Origin of the sequence: Pontixanthobacter luteolus, assembly GCF_947494915.1 — a bacterium.
GTDB classification, from domain to species: Bacteria; Pseudomonadota; Alphaproteobacteria; order Sphingomonadales; family Sphingomonadaceae; genus Pontixanthobacter; species Pontixanthobacter luteolus.
In genome coordinates, this window is record NZ_CANLWR010000002.1 from 867470 (window position 1) to 881312 (window position 13843).

14 protein-coding genes are annotated in these 13843 nt (G+C 61.1%); 8 read left to right on the forward strand and 6 right to left on the reverse strand.

Features of this window, described 5'->3' with window-relative positions; translation table 11 throughout:
- Positions 1-14 precede the first annotated feature (14 nt).
- Positions 15-746 (forward strand): class I SAM-dependent methyltransferase, encoded by a 732-nt coding sequence (locus PO778_RS13100; protein ID WP_160730831.1) that lies wholly within the window; start codon positions 15-17, stop codon positions 744-746.
- 4 nt (positions 747-750) lie between these two features.
- A complete protein-coding gene (ubiB, locus tag PO778_RS13105) occupies positions 751-2310 on the forward strand; it encodes a 2-polyprenylphenol 6-hydroxylase (RefSeq protein WP_271439961.1) in 1560 nt (519 codons plus the stop codon).
- Positions 2311-2356: 46 nt separating this feature from the next.
- Here the strand turns inward: ubiB and PO778_RS13110 are convergent, their stop codons facing one another.
- Entirely contained in the window at positions 2357-2758 is a 402-nt protein-coding gene (locus tag PO778_RS13110) for a DUF4345 family protein (protein ID WP_271439962.1), read from the reverse strand.
- Between the two features lie 213 nt (positions 2759-2971).
- Between PO778_RS13110 and PO778_RS13115 the strand changes: the two genes are divergently transcribed.
- From PO778_RS13115 to PO778_RS13125, 3 genes are read left to right on the forward strand one after another with little or no spacing between them, the layout of a single operon-like run.
- On the forward strand, positions 2972-4627 hold the full coding sequence (locus tag PO778_RS13115; RefSeq protein ID WP_271439963.1) for a bifunctional phosphopantothenoylcysteine decarboxylase/phosphopantothenate synthase: 1656 nt from the start codon (positions 2972-2974) through the stop codon (positions 4625-4627).
- Positions 4620-5066, forward strand: coding sequence for a dUTP diphosphatase (gene dut / locus PO778_RS13120; protein WP_271439964.1), 447 nt, complete (start codon positions 4620-4622; stop codon positions 5064-5066). Before PO778_RS13115 ends, dut begins: the two co-directional genes overlap by 8 nt.
- A 13-nt stretch (positions 5067-5079) precedes the next feature.
- The gene (locus PO778_RS13125; protein WP_160730826.1) at positions 5080-5421 is read left to right on the forward strand and encodes a hypothetical protein; all 342 of its coding nucleotides are present in this window, start codon (positions 5080-5082) and stop codon (positions 5419-5421) included.
- Positions 5422-5494: 73 nt separating this feature from the next.
- Here the strand turns inward: PO778_RS13125 and PO778_RS13130 are convergent, their stop codons facing one another.
- From PO778_RS13130 to secB, 4 genes are all read right to left on the reverse strand, one after another.
- Positions 5495-6199 (reverse strand): DUF4136 domain-containing protein, encoded by a 705-nt coding sequence (locus PO778_RS13130; protein ID WP_160730825.1) that lies wholly within the window; start codon positions 6197-6199, stop codon positions 5495-5497.
- A 144-nt stretch (positions 6200-6343) separates the two neighbouring features.
- Positions 6344-7360, reverse strand: coding sequence for a tryptophan--tRNA ligase (gene trpS / locus PO778_RS13135; protein ID WP_271439965.1), 1017 nt, complete (start codon positions 7358-7360; stop codon positions 6344-6346).
- 31 nt (positions 7361-7391) lie between these two features.
- The gene (murJ, locus tag PO778_RS13140; RefSeq protein ID WP_160730823.1) at positions 7392-8963 is read right to left on the reverse strand and encodes a murein biosynthesis integral membrane protein MurJ; all 1572 of its coding nucleotides are present in this window, start codon (positions 8961-8963) and stop codon (positions 7392-7394) included.
- Between the two features lie 28 nt (positions 8964-8991).
- Entirely contained in the window at positions 8992-9540 is a 549-nt protein-coding gene (gene secB / locus PO778_RS13145) for a protein-export chaperone SecB (RefSeq protein WP_160730822.1), read from the reverse strand.
- Between the two features lie 255 nt (positions 9541-9795).
- On the opposite strand from secB, the gene PO778_RS13150 reads away from it, so the two are divergent.
- Genes PO778_RS13150 through PO778_RS13160 form a run of 3 tightly spaced genes read left to right on the forward strand, consistent with a single transcriptional unit; the run spans position 9796 to position 12219 of the window.
- Positions 9796-10458 carry a Tim44/TimA family putative adaptor protein gene (locus PO778_RS13150; protein WP_271439966.1) on the forward strand — a complete coding sequence of 221 codons (663 nt, stop codon included), beginning with the start codon at positions 9796-9798 and terminating at the stop codon, positions 10456-10458.
- Between the two features lie 7 nt (positions 10459-10465).
- Positions 10466-11647 carry a murein transglycosylase A gene (mltA, locus tag PO778_RS13155; RefSeq protein ID WP_271439967.1) on the forward strand — a complete coding sequence of 394 codons (1182 nt, stop codon included), beginning with the start codon at positions 10466-10468 and terminating at the stop codon, positions 11645-11647.
- Complete coding sequence (locus tag PO778_RS13160) at positions 11644-12219, forward strand: Smr/MutS family protein (RefSeq protein WP_271439968.1); 576 nt, start codon at positions 11644-11646, stop codon at positions 12217-12219. The genes mltA and PO778_RS13160 overlap by 4 nt, the downstream gene beginning before the upstream one ends.
- Here the strand turns inward: PO778_RS13160 and ahpF are convergent, their stop codons facing one another.
- Positions 12220-13812, reverse strand: a complete 1593-nt coding sequence (gene ahpF / locus PO778_RS13165) for an alkyl hydroperoxide reductase subunit F (RefSeq protein ID WP_271439969.1) — start codon at positions 13810-13812, stop codon at positions 12220-12222.
- Positions 13813-13843: the final 31 nt, after the last annotated feature.

Below are 13843 nucleotides of genomic sequence, written 5' to 3' on the forward strand. Positions count from 1 at the left end.
CTAAGGCGCCTCGCATGAGTGAAACTGTCTCTTTCGGATATAAAGACGTCGATGCCTCGGAAAAAACCGAGCTGGTCGGCGAAGTCTTCTCCAGCGTTGCTGCCAAGTATGACATCATGAACGATGCCATGTCGGGCGGTATGCACCGATTGTGGAAGGATCGTTTTGTCCGCCGGGTAAAGCCGCAGCCGGGTGAAGCGATTCTGGACATGGCCGGCGGCACCGGTGACATCGCGTTCCGCATGGCAGAGCGCGGCGCGTCGGTGACGGTTTCCGATATCAATCAGGATATGCTCGATGTCGGCATCGAACGCGCGATGGACCGCGGGATCGACGGGTTGGTTTGGTCGCGGCAGAACGCCGAAGAGCTGACATTCTCGTCGCGCATATTTGATGCCTACACCATCGCATTCGGTATCCGGAACGTTACCCACATCGACAAGGCATTGAAGGAAGCGCACCGTGTGCTGAAACATGGGGGGCGGTTCTACTGCCTCGAATTCTCGACCACGACATGGCCGGGCTTCAAAGAGGCCTATGACCTTTATTCGCACAAACTGATGCCGAAAATTGGCGGCATGATTGCGCAGGACGAGGAAAGCTATCGCTATCTCGCCGAATCGATTCGCCGGTTCCCGCCCATGCCGAAATTCGAACAGATGATCCGCGATGCCGGTTTCTCGCGGACCCGGGTCGAGCCGATCCTTGGCGGAGCCGTGGCGATCCATTCGGGCTGGAAGATCTGACGAAGTGACCCGGCCCAGCACGCATATCTGGCGGCTCCTGAAATGGGGCCGGACCCTGGCGCGGCATGGCGCCTTGCGCGGGATCGAGAGCGACCCGAACACCCCCACGCCGGTCAAACGGTTGGCGCGGATTGCCCGTATCGGAACGATCCAGCCCAAGACCCCCGACTATGCGAGCGCTTTTCGCGACATCGGACCGGCAGCGATCAAGCTGGGCCAGTCGCTGGCCACCCGGCCCGATCTGGTGGGCAGCGAAGCCGCGCACAATCTGCTGTCGTTGCAGGATGATCTGCCGCCGGTGCCGTTCGCAGAAATAAAGCAGGTTATCGAAAGCAGTTTCGGCCAGCCTGCCGAAGCGCTGTTCAGTTCGATCGAGGAAACCCCGATCGGTGCGGCATCGATTGCGCAGGTTCACCGGGCAGTGACCACCGATGGCAAGACCGTCGCGGTGAAAGTTCTGCGTCCGGGCATCCGCGAGAAATTCGAACGCGACCTGCAGACCTATCACTGGGCGGCGGCCCATTTGGAGGCAATGGGCGGGGAGGCAGAGCGTCTGCGCCCGCGCCTGACCATTGCGAATTTCGAACGCTGGACCAACCGCGAGCTCGATCTGCGGCGCGAGGCGGCCTCTGCCAGTGAACTGGCGGAAACCATGCGCGCGATCGACGGGTATGAAATCCCGGATATCGACTGGGACCGTACCAATGGCCGGGTGATGACCATCGAATGGGTCGAAGGCATCAAGATCAGCCGGCGTGATGATCTGGTGGCGGCCGGGCACGACTTGCCCGAATTGGCCAACCGGCTTGTGCTGGCGTTTCTGACGCAGGCGATCAGCGGCGGGTTCTTCCACGCTGACATGCATCAGGGCAATCTGTTCGTGAAAGCAGATGGCACCATCGTCGCGATCGATTTCGGCATCATGGGGCGGATTAACCGTCAGGCGCGAACCTGGCTGGCAGAGATCCTGTATGGTCTGACCACCGGCAATTACCGCCGTGTGGCCGAAATCCATTTCGAGGCGCAATATGTGCCCAGTTATCACGATGTCGGAGAGTTCGCGACCGCACTGCGCGCCGTGGGCGAACCCATGCGCGGCAAACCGGTCAGCGAATTGAGCGTCGGGCAGATGCTGGACGGCCTGTTCGCCATCACCCGTGATTTCGACATGCAGACCCAGCCGCATTTGCTGCTGCTGCAGAAAACCATGGTGATGGTCGAAGGGATCGCGACGCAGCTCAATCCCGAAATCAACATGTGGGATACGTCGGCACCTTATGTGCGCAACTGGATCCGTGACGAGCTAGGCCCGGAAGCCGCGATTGCAGACCGGATCAAGGAAGACACAGAAACGCTGCTGCGCATCCCCGCGCTCATCAGGCGGATAGAGGACCAATACCCGCCAAAAGGCGGCGCGCCCGAACCGCCGCCATTGCCGAATGTACCGCTGATGTTCGATCGAAAGCCGCGCAGCACGACGCGGCGCATGTTCGGCTATGCGCTGTCGGCACTTGTCGGCGCAGGCGCCGCTGCGGGCGCGATGATGCTCGGCTGGATCGGCTGACCCGCCCGGCCCATGCCAGGCAGGCCATGACTGCTGCAGCTTAGGCTCAGGTCGTCTCGTCGCCGTCTGTGACCGGATGCGGCAGGATACGGCTGCCGAGCAGTGACAGGATCACGAATACGCCCTCGACAATCATCGGCAGGAAAAACCCGTCATCCGCCCCGTTCACGAGCAGTGTGATGAACCGGCCTAGCAACGCGCAGCCCAGCATGAAGGCGGGGATCAGCAGGATGTCGCCATTCCGCCGCCACGCGCCGATCAGCATGGACAATCCCGTGATCAGGAAAAAGGCCGTCATGTCGCCCCGGATGGCGGCAAGCCCGGTCTTGGTTGTCGCTGCCATGCCAAAACCGGCCGCCGCATCTTCCGGACGGATCAGGAAATCAGCCCCTGTCACCACGAAAAACAGGCCGCCTACGAACAGCAGGGCCGTCAAAATCAAGCGCATATCAAATCCCCTCTCGGCATTATTTTATGGCGTGGTTTATAGGCCGGTAACGATGATCGGCCAGATAAAACTTAACCACTGTCACGCAGGGCTAGCGGGCCTTGCAGTCGCTCGCTAGGCTGCGGCGATGGTTAACGATGGGAAATTGGTGATGCGCGCGCTTGTGGCTTGTGTACGTGTTTGCGCGGATACGGCAGTTGAGAGCATGTTGAAATGAATGCACCGCGCACACCAAAGGTGCTGCTTGTGGTGGGCGGCGGTATCGCTGCCTACAAGTCTTGCGAACTCGTCCGTCTGATCCGCAAGGGCGGCGGCGAGGTTACCTGTGTGGTGACCAATGGCGGCCAGCAATTCGTGACCCCGATGGCGCTCGCCGCGCTCAGTGAAAACCCGGTTTACACCACCCTGTGGGATCTGAAGAACGAAGCGGAAATGGGCCACATACAGCTCAGCCGCGAAGCCGATCTGGTGGTGGTCTGCCCGGCAACGGCAGACCTGATGGCCAAGATGGCAGCAGGCATCGCTGACGATCTGGCGACTACGCTGATCCTCGCCACCGACAAACCGGTGATGGCGGTCCCGGCGATGAACGTGCGCATGTGGCAGCACGAGGCGACCCAGCGTAACGCCGCCTGGCTCAGGCAAGCCGGGGTGCATGTGGTCGACCCCGATGAAGGTGCGATGGCCTGCGGCGAATTCGGCCCGGGCCGCCTGCCCGAACCGGAGATGATCTGGCTGGAGATTGCCGAACTTCTTGGCATCGATCCCGGTGATGTCGGCGCGGCAGAAATCGACGAGTATGTCGAGGCAATCGAGCCTGAGGAAGAACCGCCGGAACCGCGCGGCGGACTGGGCGGATTGCTTTCATCGCTGATTCCGCGCTCCACGCCAAAGCGCTCGGTCGAGGAAATCGAAGCGCAGTGGAGCGACGAGATTCCCGAAGATGCACCCGAAGGTGCAGAAGAATTCGGCGACGATCAATTCGAGGAAGAGGTGATCGAATTCGATCCGAATTCCTCGCTGCTCGCTGCAAAGGGCGGGGCGGCATCTGCACCCCCGACCGATCCGGAAGCGATGAACCACACGGTCAAGACCGGTGCGGGCGAGGCAGAACCTCAGCCGCTGGATGGCGATGATCACGCTATCACTGTGAGTGATGACGATCACGATCCGCTGGACGGGCAGCCTGATTTCGACACCGATCCGGAGCACCGCCCGCTGTATGGCAAGCACGTGCTGATTACTGCCGGGCCAACGCGCGAGGCGATTGATCCCGTCCGCTACATCGCCAACAGATCATCGGGCAAACAGGGCTTCGCCATTGCCGCCGCCGCCGCCAATGCAGGCGCGCGTGTGACCCTGATTGCAGGGCCGGTTTTTCTCGACACGCCGCCAGGGGTCGATCGCATCGATGTCGAATCCGCGCGCGAAATGGCAGATGAGGTGAAAAAGGCACTGCCGGTCGATACGGCGATCATGGTCGCTGCAGTCTCCGACTGGCGCAGCAAGGATTTCTCCGACGAGAAGATCAAGAAACGCGGTTCCGCGCCGCCTGCGCTGATGTTGACGGAAAATCCGGATATCCTGGCCAACACCGCGGCAGGCGGAAAACGCCCGCGCTTGCTGATTGGCTTTGCTGCGGAAACGCAGGACGTGGTTGAAAATGCCAAGATCAAGCTGAAGCGCAAGGGTGTTGACTGGATCGTCGCGAACGACGTTTCGGGCGACGTGATGGGCGGCGACAATAATCGTGTGCACATCGTCACCAGCAGCGGTGTCGACAATCTTGAAAACATGCCAAAGGATGCTGTGGCGCGCAGGCTGATCGAGCGCGTGGCGGAAGCTTTGGAGAGCGAGGATAATGAGTGACCCTGTCGGCGTAAAACTGAAGCGCCTGCCGCACGGAGAGGGGCTCGCACTGCCCGCTTACGCCACCGAAGGGGCTGCCGGAATGGATGTGCTGTCGGCTGAAGATGTGGTTCTGGAACCGGGTATGCGGCACGCGGTTGCAACCGGCCTGTCGATGGCGATCCCGCAAGGATATGAAATTCAGGTGCGACCGCGATCAGGCCTCGCATTCAAATTCGGCGTTACCGTGCCGAACACCCCCGGCACGATCGATTCCGACTACCGCGGCGAACTCAAGGTGTTGATGATCAATCACGGCAGCGACCCGTTCCCGATCAAGCGCGGCGAGCGGGTGGCCCAATTGGTGCTGGCCCCTGTCACACAGGCCGCCTGGCTCGAGGTGGACGATCTGGACGAAACAGCGCGCGGCAGCGGCGGTTTCGGCTCTACCGGACGATGAGGCGGCGTTCCTGATGCTGGCCGGGATCGGCGTGGGCGGGGCACTGATCGGGGCAGTGGCCCTGATCGCATGGATCGTCATCCTAGTCTGGCTGGCAGAGCGCATCCTTCGCTATATCGGCATCCGCACAAGTTGGGGGCCGCTAGACCCGCGCAATGTCCTGATAACTTTCGCTCTGCTTACCGGCGTCATCCATCTGGCAAACTACCTGCTCGACCAGATCGACAGTTCGATGGGCGGCACTGATGGCGGTGTTCCGCTGACTTTCCCCGGCGCGTTCCTGATCGGGTCGGTGGCGATGGCGGTGGGTGTGGCTGCCGTCAGATGGCGCTGGAAACAGAACGACCGGAAATAGCGTCTGCGCGGCCCACGCACAAAAAAGGCGGACCGTTTCCGGCCCGCCTTCGATTCCCGTCCAAGGGATGATTCTAGTCGATCTTGCGGACCTTGGTTTCTTCCGGCTGGATCGAAATTCGCAGTGTCTCACCCGAATTTCCGGGGAAATCGGTGAACATCGCCTCTACCAGATTGGGCACCAGATATTGCAGGCGGTTCGACGTCGAGACAGCTTGCGCCTTGCCTTCGAACAGCCGCTCTCCGGTTGCACCGTTGTCGATCTTCATGTCGATGCCGCTGGTGTAAATGGTATAGCTGCGAACATCGTCCTGGCCGAACCACGGATCGTAAAATCCGTAACCCCACGCACGCGAGGGGACATGGACCAAGCGATAGCCGCGCCGGGTGCGGACATATGCCACCCGCGAACGCGGACCATACCAAGGGTCATAGAACGGGTCGCGGAAACCGGTCGAGCGTACCCGTTCCCGGCCCTTGTCGACACCGTAATCGAAACGAACCAGCAAGGTCGCATCTTCGGGAGTACCTTCGACGTAACCCAGCTTGGCCATCTCTGTTTCGACCAGATCGGCATATTGCGAAAATTCGAGCCCGCCTGCCAGAGCCGGATCGTCCGCGACCACGGCAAAGGTCTGGCCCTGCGGCGCGGGAAGCTGGCTCTGGAAGCGTGAAACGTCCGCCTTGAACGGCGTGGTGCACGCGGCAACGCTCGCCAGGGCGAGCGGCACGGCGGCAAGTTTTACCGCCCGTTTGAATGTGAAATTCTTGATAGACATGGAACTACCTTCTGAAATCGCATGAAGACAGCGCGGCGTCCCCCATGGCGCATCGAAAGCTGTCACTATGGGGCTTGATTGTAAAGCGGCCGACTGAACCGACCTTGAACGGAATCAGGGCCAATTTTCTTTGATTTTAAAGGGTTATCCCCTGACCAGCCCCAGCGCATGATATGTCTTGTCGATTGTCGGGCGGCCTATTTCGCGCGCCTTCGCAGCGCCGCGTGCAAGGATGGCATCAAGCGATTCGCGATCCGATTTGAGATCACGGAAGCGTTCGGAAATCGGCGCCAGCGTTTCGACCAGCACTTCGCCCAATGCAGGCTTGAACTTGCCGAAACCTTCACCGCCGAAACGGCCCAGCACCTGATCGACGCTTTCACCGGTCACGGCGGCATAGATGGTGACAAGGTTCTGCGCCTCGGGGCGTCCTTCCAATCCCTTTTCCTCCGACGGCAATGCATCGGCATCCGACTTTGCCTTTTTGACCTTTTTCATGATCGTATCGGCATCATCGACCAGATTGATCCGGCTCATTTCCGAAGGGTCCGACTTGCTCATCTTTGCGCTGCCATCGCGCAGGCTCATGATCCGCGCGGCCTCCGGCGGCACGATCGGGTCGGGCAGGGTGAACACCGGTGCATCTTCGGTGCAGAAATCATTGTTGAATTTCTGCGCGATGTCCCGCGCCAGTTCGAGATGCTGTTTCTGGTCATCGCCGACCGGGACGTGGGTGGCCTGATACAGCAGCACGTCGGCGGCCTGAAGCACCGGATAAGTGAACAGGGCGACACTGGAACCTTCGCGGTTCTTGCCTGACTTGTCCTTGAACTGGGTCATCCGGTTGAGCCAGCCCATCCGTGCGGTGCCGTTGAGCAGCCATTGCAGTTCGGTATGTGCCGGGACCTGAGCCTGATTGAACAGCACAGACCGCGACGGATCAATCCCGCATGCCACCAGTGCGGCGACCATTTCCAGCGTTCCGGATCTCAGCTCTGCCGGATCATGCGGCATGGAGATCGCGTGCAGATCGGCCAGAAAGAACAGGCATTCGCTGCCTTCTTCCATTTCGTCCTGCATCTTCACCCAGTTCCGGATTGCCCCGAGATAATTGCCAAGGTGAAGATTGCCTGTCGGCTGGATGCCGGAAACTACGCGCATGAATAATCCTGTTGGTTTGCAGATGCCTTGCTCAGGCTTTGCGCCGCATAAGCCGGGCAATGGTGTCGCGGTCAAGGACTCGAAGGACAATTGCCGCGATTGCGAAAGTGATCAGCCCGGTCAGAACTACCGCAGCGATGGCCCCTCCGCGCTGTGCGATGGTACCGCTGAAATAGGGATCGAGCGGCGGCATCAGGGCCCATAGCGCCGCCCCCATGATTGCCGCGGCGACCATGATCCGCGCGAGCCGCCCGGAAATCCGTGCGGGCAGGCGGAAGTATCCTTTGCGGTGCAGGATCAGATACAGCAGCGCGACATTGCACCACGCACCGACCGACCCGGCAATCGCCAGCGCCAGCACGCCGAGCGTAGGCACCAGCATGATGTTGAGCGCCACCGTGACCACCAGCGATGCGGCGGCTGTATAGACCGGGGTCCGTGTGTCCTTGCGGGCGAAGAAATTGGGGGTCAGCACCTTGATCAGCACATAGGCAGGCAGGCCGATCACCAGCCCGCCGACCACTGTGCCGGTTATCATCGCGTCTTCCACGGTGAACTCACCGCCGGCAAAGAACACTCGGGTGAATGCGCTGCCGGTCACGAACAGGGCGACGGCCGCCGGCAAGGTCAGCAGCATTGCCAATTCGATCGCGTTCGACTGCAGGCGTGCGGCCTCGTCATTTTCATCACGTGACAGAAAGCGCGAGAGGGCAGGCAGAATTGCCGTGCCCAGCGCAATTCCGATGATGCCCAGCGGCAACTGGTTCCAGCGGTCGCCCATCGCGAGATAGGTGTAGCTGCCCACCGGCAGCGTGGAGAGGAAAAACAGGTCGATGAAGCGGCTGATCTGGTACACGCCCGCGCCAAACACTGCGGGCACAACCAGTATGCCCAGCTCCTTGACCCCGCCGGTGATTTTCGGCGCGACCAGCGAAATGCGGAAACCCGCCTTGCGCATCCACACGCTCAGCCAGACGAGTTGCAGTAAACCCGACAGCGATAGCGCGACTGCCATCAGGGTCGCAGTTTCACGGCGCGCCTCAAGCCCGCCGTCCAGCGTCGCGCCGTATGCCAGCGCGGTGATCAGGCAGATATTCAGCAGGATCGGCGCCGCAGCAGCCGCAGCAAAGCGGGACAGCGAATTGAGCACTGCAGCCACCAGCGTGGCGAGGCTCATGAACAACAGATAGGGGAAGGTGATGCGCGCCATCGTGGTGGCAATTGCGAGGCTGTCCCCATCTTCGGCGAGCCCCTCCGGCGCGAAATAGGCGACCACCCATGGCATCACGATCAGCGCGATGGCGCCGAACACGATGAGTATCGGCAGCAGCACTGCGAGCACGTTTTCGGCGAACCGTCGCGCTTCGCTGAGGTCGCCGTCTTCCTTCATTCGGCGGTTGAACAGCGGCACGAACGCGCTGGCAAAGGCGCCTTCGGCAAACAGCCGCCGGAAGATGTTGGGCAGCATGAAGGCCAGCTGCCAGGCATCGCCCATGGCGGTCGCGCCCAGCACGCGGGCCACCAGCATATCGCGCACGAAACCAAAGACGCGGCTGACAGCTGTCAGCCCGCCAATGGTTCCAACGTTCTTGAGCAGGCTCATGCTTCAGCGCCCGCGTCTGGCATCAGCCTCAGGCGTCCCCGGAAGGTGCGGCTGCACCGCCTGCTTCTTCGGCCTCGCGCTGCGCTTTCGCCTGCAGCTGCTGGATGTAGAGGCCGTTGAAATCGATCGGGTCCATCATCAGCGGCTGGTAGCCGAGATCGCGGGTAGCGTCCGAAATCACGCGTCGTGCAAACGGGAACAGCATACGCGGCGCTTCGGCATAAAGAAACGCGTGCGCCTGGTCGTCCGGCAGGTTGCGCATGGCGACCAGCCCGCAATAGGCCAGTTCGATCAGATAGGCATTGCCCTGATCGGTCTTGGCGTTGACGTTGATCTTCAGTTCAACTTCGTGAACGTCGCCCTCGATCGGCTTCGCGCCGATATTGAACTGCAGGTCGATCTGCGGCTGGCTCTGCCACTGATAGCTGGCCGGTGCGTTCGGGTTTTCGACCGAAAGGTCTTTCACATACTGCGAAATGATGCCTGCTGCGGGCGAAGTGTCTTCGCCATTGGGCACTGGGCCATTCGGCGCTGCATCCATGTTGAGGTCGGTGAGGATATCGCCTTCGTCGGCCATGATAAATCGTCTTTCGTTAGATCAATGTGTCAGTACCGCGTTGCGGCGGGTTCGGACGCGCGCCTAGCACTTGGGCGCAGCGGTCGCAATGCGTGACACGAACTGCCTGAAAAGGAACCCAGCAGGGCGTTGTTCATTTGTGTTCAGTCCCTATTTAAGGCAGGATTGGTAAGAAACCGGATGTAAGGCAGGACCAGTTACGGGCAGACATGCGCTGGCCGATCCGGCCCCAACATCGCAAGACAGGTATTCAACGTGATTTTTGAGATTGTAATCCTCGCCATGATCGCCGCCTTTTTGGGCCTGCGTCTCTATTCCGTGCTGGGCCAACGTGCTGAGCATGAGGAGGAATCGATCCCGACACGTTTCGACCCGACCAAACAGGTAGCGCCCCCACCGGCTGCGCCGAAGAATGAAGATGGTGCGCAGGCCGAAACCAATGTCCGCGAATTCCCGGGCGTGATGCCTGCGGTGGAACGCGGCGTTCGCGAGATTTCCGCGGCTGATCGCCGGTTCGAAATTATCGGTTTCCTGGAAGGCGCGAAGGCCGCTTACGGCATGGTGCTGGAAGCGTTCTGGAACGGCGACCGCGAAACCTTGAAAGAGCTCTGCGACGACGATGTTTATCAGAGCTTCGACAGCGCAATCACCATGCGTGAGGAAGCTGGCGAGACGTTGGACAACACGCTGATCCGGATCGAAGAAGCCGTTATCGACCGCGCCTCGCTCGACGGGACAATGGCCCGTGTCGCAGTTCGCTTCGTTGCAGACATCGCTGCGGTAACGCGCGACAAGGATGGCAACATGATCGCCGGCTCACTCGACGATGCGATTGAAACCCGCGACGTCTGGACATTCATGCGCGATGTGAACTCGGCAAATCCGAACTGGCTGCTCGACGAAACCGACGAGGGCTGATCGCGCCATGCCTGCAGCGGCTCTGCGCCTGATCGCACTTGCCGCATCGGCGTTTGTCGCCGGCTGTACGGTAATTCCCAAACCTGCCGCGCCGCCGGTCTCTCCGCCACCAGCAAGTTCTGCGGCGATGCTGGGCGTGTCCGTGGCGCCGCTCGCAGGCAGGCTGAACCTCACCGCGGGTGATGCGGCCAGCGGGCTGGCGTCTTTCATCGAATCGTGCCCATCGATCCTGCGCCGTGAAGATAAGTCGGGCCTCACCATTCTATCCGACTGGGAAACGGCGTGCAGCGCCGCCCGCATCCATTCCGGCGATCCGGCACGGTTCTTTTTTGACAATTTCCAGACCGCCCGCGTCGGTTCTGGTGATGCCTTTGCGACGGGATATTTCGAACCTGAGATACGCGGGTGCCGCACGCGCCAGCCGGGCTGCGAAGTTCCGGTCTATGCATTGCCCGATGATTTGATCAGGCAATGGCCCGATGAAATGCCCGAGTCCGAACGCACTGGGCGCGCCCCACTGGGACGGATCGACGCGAACGGTGATTTCGTACCTTACTTTGAACGTGCAGAGATCGAAGACGATGCGCTAGCCGGACGCGGGCTGGAAATCGCCTATGCCGCCGATCCGGTCGAGATGTTTTTCCTCCAGATACAGGGTTCCGGCCGCCTCGCACTGGCCGAAGGCGGGGTCATGCGGATCGGATATGCGGGGCAGAATGGCCGCGGCTATACCGGGATTGGCGGCGTCATGCGCGAACAGGGCCTGCTGGGCGACGGGCCGGGACAGTATCCCGGCTCCATGCAAGGCATCATGCAATATATCCGCGAAAACCCGGAGGACGGGCGCGAATTGATGCGGCTCAACAAGAGCTGGATATTCTTCCGCGAACTGACTGGTGATGGCCCGCTTGGCTCGCTGGGCGTGCCGGTCAGGCGGGAAAGCTCGGTCGCTGTCGATCCAAATTTTGTGCCTTATGGCGCGCCGGTGTGGTTGCAGCTCGACCGGCCCGAGGCAAACGGATTGTGGATCGCGCAGGACACGGGCGGCGCGATCAAGGGTGCCAACCGGTTCGATACGTTCTGGGGTGCGGGTGATAGCGCGCGCGAAATTGCAGGCGGCATGTCAGGGCGCGGACAAGCGTTGATCCTGCTGCCAAATTCTGCCGCCGACCGCCTCAGCCGCAAGTGAGGCTGCCGCGCGGCCTGACTGCCGATGAAGAAGCGGCATGGGCGAAGCTTGCGTCCTCTGTCGAACCGTTTGAAGGGCGCAGAGCGCCAAAGGTCGAACCATCGAAGAAGGTTGCCCCGCAAGCTCCGGTCATACCGAAGAGGGCCGCGGTAAAACCGGCACCCACGCCCAAAATTCCAACGCCCGCCACGCAGCCGCCACCGCGCAGTGCGCGGCGCATTGGCGGATCGAGTCTGGATTCGCACTGGGATCGCAAGCTGAAAGCGGGAAGCATAGCGCCTGATTTCACTCTCGACCTGCACGACCATTATGTCGATGCGGCGCACACCCGGCTGGATAGCGGGATGCATCAGGCCCGATCGATGGGCGCGCGGCTGGTGCTGGTCATCACTGGCAAGCCGCGCCCGGTAGAGGCGGCGGACCGGGGATCGAAACGCGGGGTGATCCGCGCCAAGATACTCGACTGGCTGGCAGCTGGCGATCATGCCGATGCCATCGCCGCCATAAGAAAAGCGCACCGCCGCCACGGGGGCGAAGGTGCGCTTTACGTTGTTCTCAGAAAGAACCGCTGATCAGGCGTAAACTTGGGCGATTTCATCTGCCGGTTCGGTCCGGATGAGATAGTCGAACGCGCTCAGACCTGCTTTCGAACCTTCGCCCATGGCGATGATGATCTGCTTGTACGGAACGGTTGTGCAATCGCCCGCAGCAAACACGCCGGGCAGATTTGTCGCTGCCTTGTCGTCGATCACGATCTCGCCGAAGCGGGTCAGTTCGAGGCCCGATTGCTTCAGCCATTCAGTGTTCGGCACCAGACCGATCTGGACGAACACGCCGTCGAGCGCGACGTCATGGTTCTCGCCGGTCGTGCGGTTCTTGTAAGTCAGCCCGGTAACCTTCGATCCGTCGCCAGTAACCTCGGTCGTCTGCGCTGATGTAACGACATCAACATTGGCAAAGCTGCGCAGCTTGTCCTGCAGAACCTGGTCAGCGCGCAGCTGGCTGTCGAATTCGATCAGAGTGACATGGCCGACGATGTTGGCGAGATCGATTGCTGCCTCGACACCCGAATTACCGCCGCCGATCACGGCAACACGCTTGCCCTTGTAAAGCGGGCCGTCGCAATGCGGGCAGTACGCCACGCCCTTGTTCCGGTATTCGTCTTCGCCCGGCACGCCGAGCTGGCGCCAGCGGGCCCCGGTGGTCAGGATCAGCGCGCGCGCCTTCAGCGATGCGCCATTGGTCAGCCTGACCTCGTGCATCCCGCCGGCCTCGCGCGCGGGGATCAGCTCCTGCGCCTCGACACGGTCGATCAGGTCGATGTCGTATTCCTCGGCATGGGCCTGCATTTGCGCGACCAGCTTGGGGCCTTCGGTGTAAGGGACAGAGATAAAGTTCTCGATGCCCATCGTATCGGCCACCTGCCCGCCAAATCGTTCCGCAGCGATGCCGGTGCTGAACCCTTTGCGGATGGTATAGATTGCCGCCGCGTTGCCGGCGGGGCCGCCGCCGACGACCAGCACTTCGAACGGTTTTTTCCCGGCCAGCTTTTCAGCGGCTTTGGCGTCAGCATTGGTATCAAGCTTCGCGATGATGTCGCGCGCGTCCATCCGACCATTGGCGAACGGTGCGCCGTTCAGATAGACCGCCGGCACAGCCATCACCTGGCGCTGCTCGACCTCGTCCTTGAACGCGCCGCCTTCGATCAGGGTCGCGGTGATACGCGGGTTGAAGATCGACATCAACGTCAGCGCCTGGACCACGTCGGGGCAGTTCTGGCAGCTGAGCGAGAAATACATTTCGAAATCGAAATCGCCGTCCAGGTCTTTCACCTGTTCGAGCACTTCGGCTTCGACTTTCGGCGGATGGCCGCCGGCCCACAGCAGCGCGAGCACCAGCGAGGTGAACTCGTGGCCCATCGGCAGCCCGGCAAAGCGCACCGAAGCATTGTGATCGGATGCGCGGCGCACTTCGAAACTGGGCACGTGCTTTGCGTCGCCATCGAAGGATGCGCTGACCATGCTGTGCAACGAGGAAATCTCCTCCAGCAGGACGCGGGTTTTCTGCGAGTTTTCGTCATCACCCAGCGTGCCGATCAGCTCGATCGGTTCGCGCAGGTTCGCGAGATAGGTTTCAAGCTGCTGTTCGAGAGCGGCGCCAAGCATGATGATACTCCGTGAGGGGTGTTGAGAGGGT

Bases quoted from the DNA above. Each gene is read 5' to 3' on its own strand.
- trpS (WP_271439965.1), bottom strand. From the start codon at position 7,360: ATGCGCGTAGTTTCCGGCATCCAGCCGACAGGCAATCTTCACCTTGGC.
- secB (WP_160730822.1), bottom strand. From the start codon at position 9,540: ATGGCCGACGAAGGCGATATCCTCACCGACCTCAACATGGATGCAGCG.
- PO778_RS13110 (WP_271439962.1), bottom strand. From the start codon at position 2,758: ATGCGCTTGATTTTGACGGCCCTGCTGTTCGTAGGCGGCCTGTTTTTC.
- PO778_RS13130 (WP_160730825.1), bottom strand. From the start codon at position 6,199: ATGTCTATCAAGAATTTCACATTCAAACGGGCGGTAAAACTTGCCGCC.
- PO778_RS13100 (WP_160730831.1), top strand. From the start codon at position 15: ATGAGTGAAACTGTCTCTTTCGGATATAAAGACGTCGATGCCTCGGAA.
- PO778_RS13125 (WP_160730826.1), top strand. From the start codon at position 5,080: ATGCTGGCCGGGATCGGCGTGGGCGGGGCACTGATCGGGGCAGTGGCC.
- dut (WP_271439964.1), top strand. From the start codon at position 4,620: ATGAGTGACCCTGTCGGCGTAAAACTGAAGCGCCTGCCGCACGGAGAG.
- PO778_RS13115 (WP_271439963.1), top strand. From the start codon at position 2,972: ATGAATGCACCGCGCACACCAAAGGTGCTGCTTGTGGTGGGCGGCGGT.
- murJ (WP_160730823.1), bottom strand. From the start codon at position 8,963: ATGAGCCTGCTCAAGAACGTTGGAACCATTGGCGGGCTGACAGCTGTC.
- mltA (WP_271439967.1), top strand. From the start codon at position 10,466: ATGCCTGCAGCGGCTCTGCGCCTGATCGCACTTGCCGCATCGGCGTTT.
- ahpF (WP_271439969.1), bottom strand. From the start codon at position 13,812: ATGCTTGGCGCCGCTCTCGAACAGCAGCTTGAAACCTATCTCGCGAAC.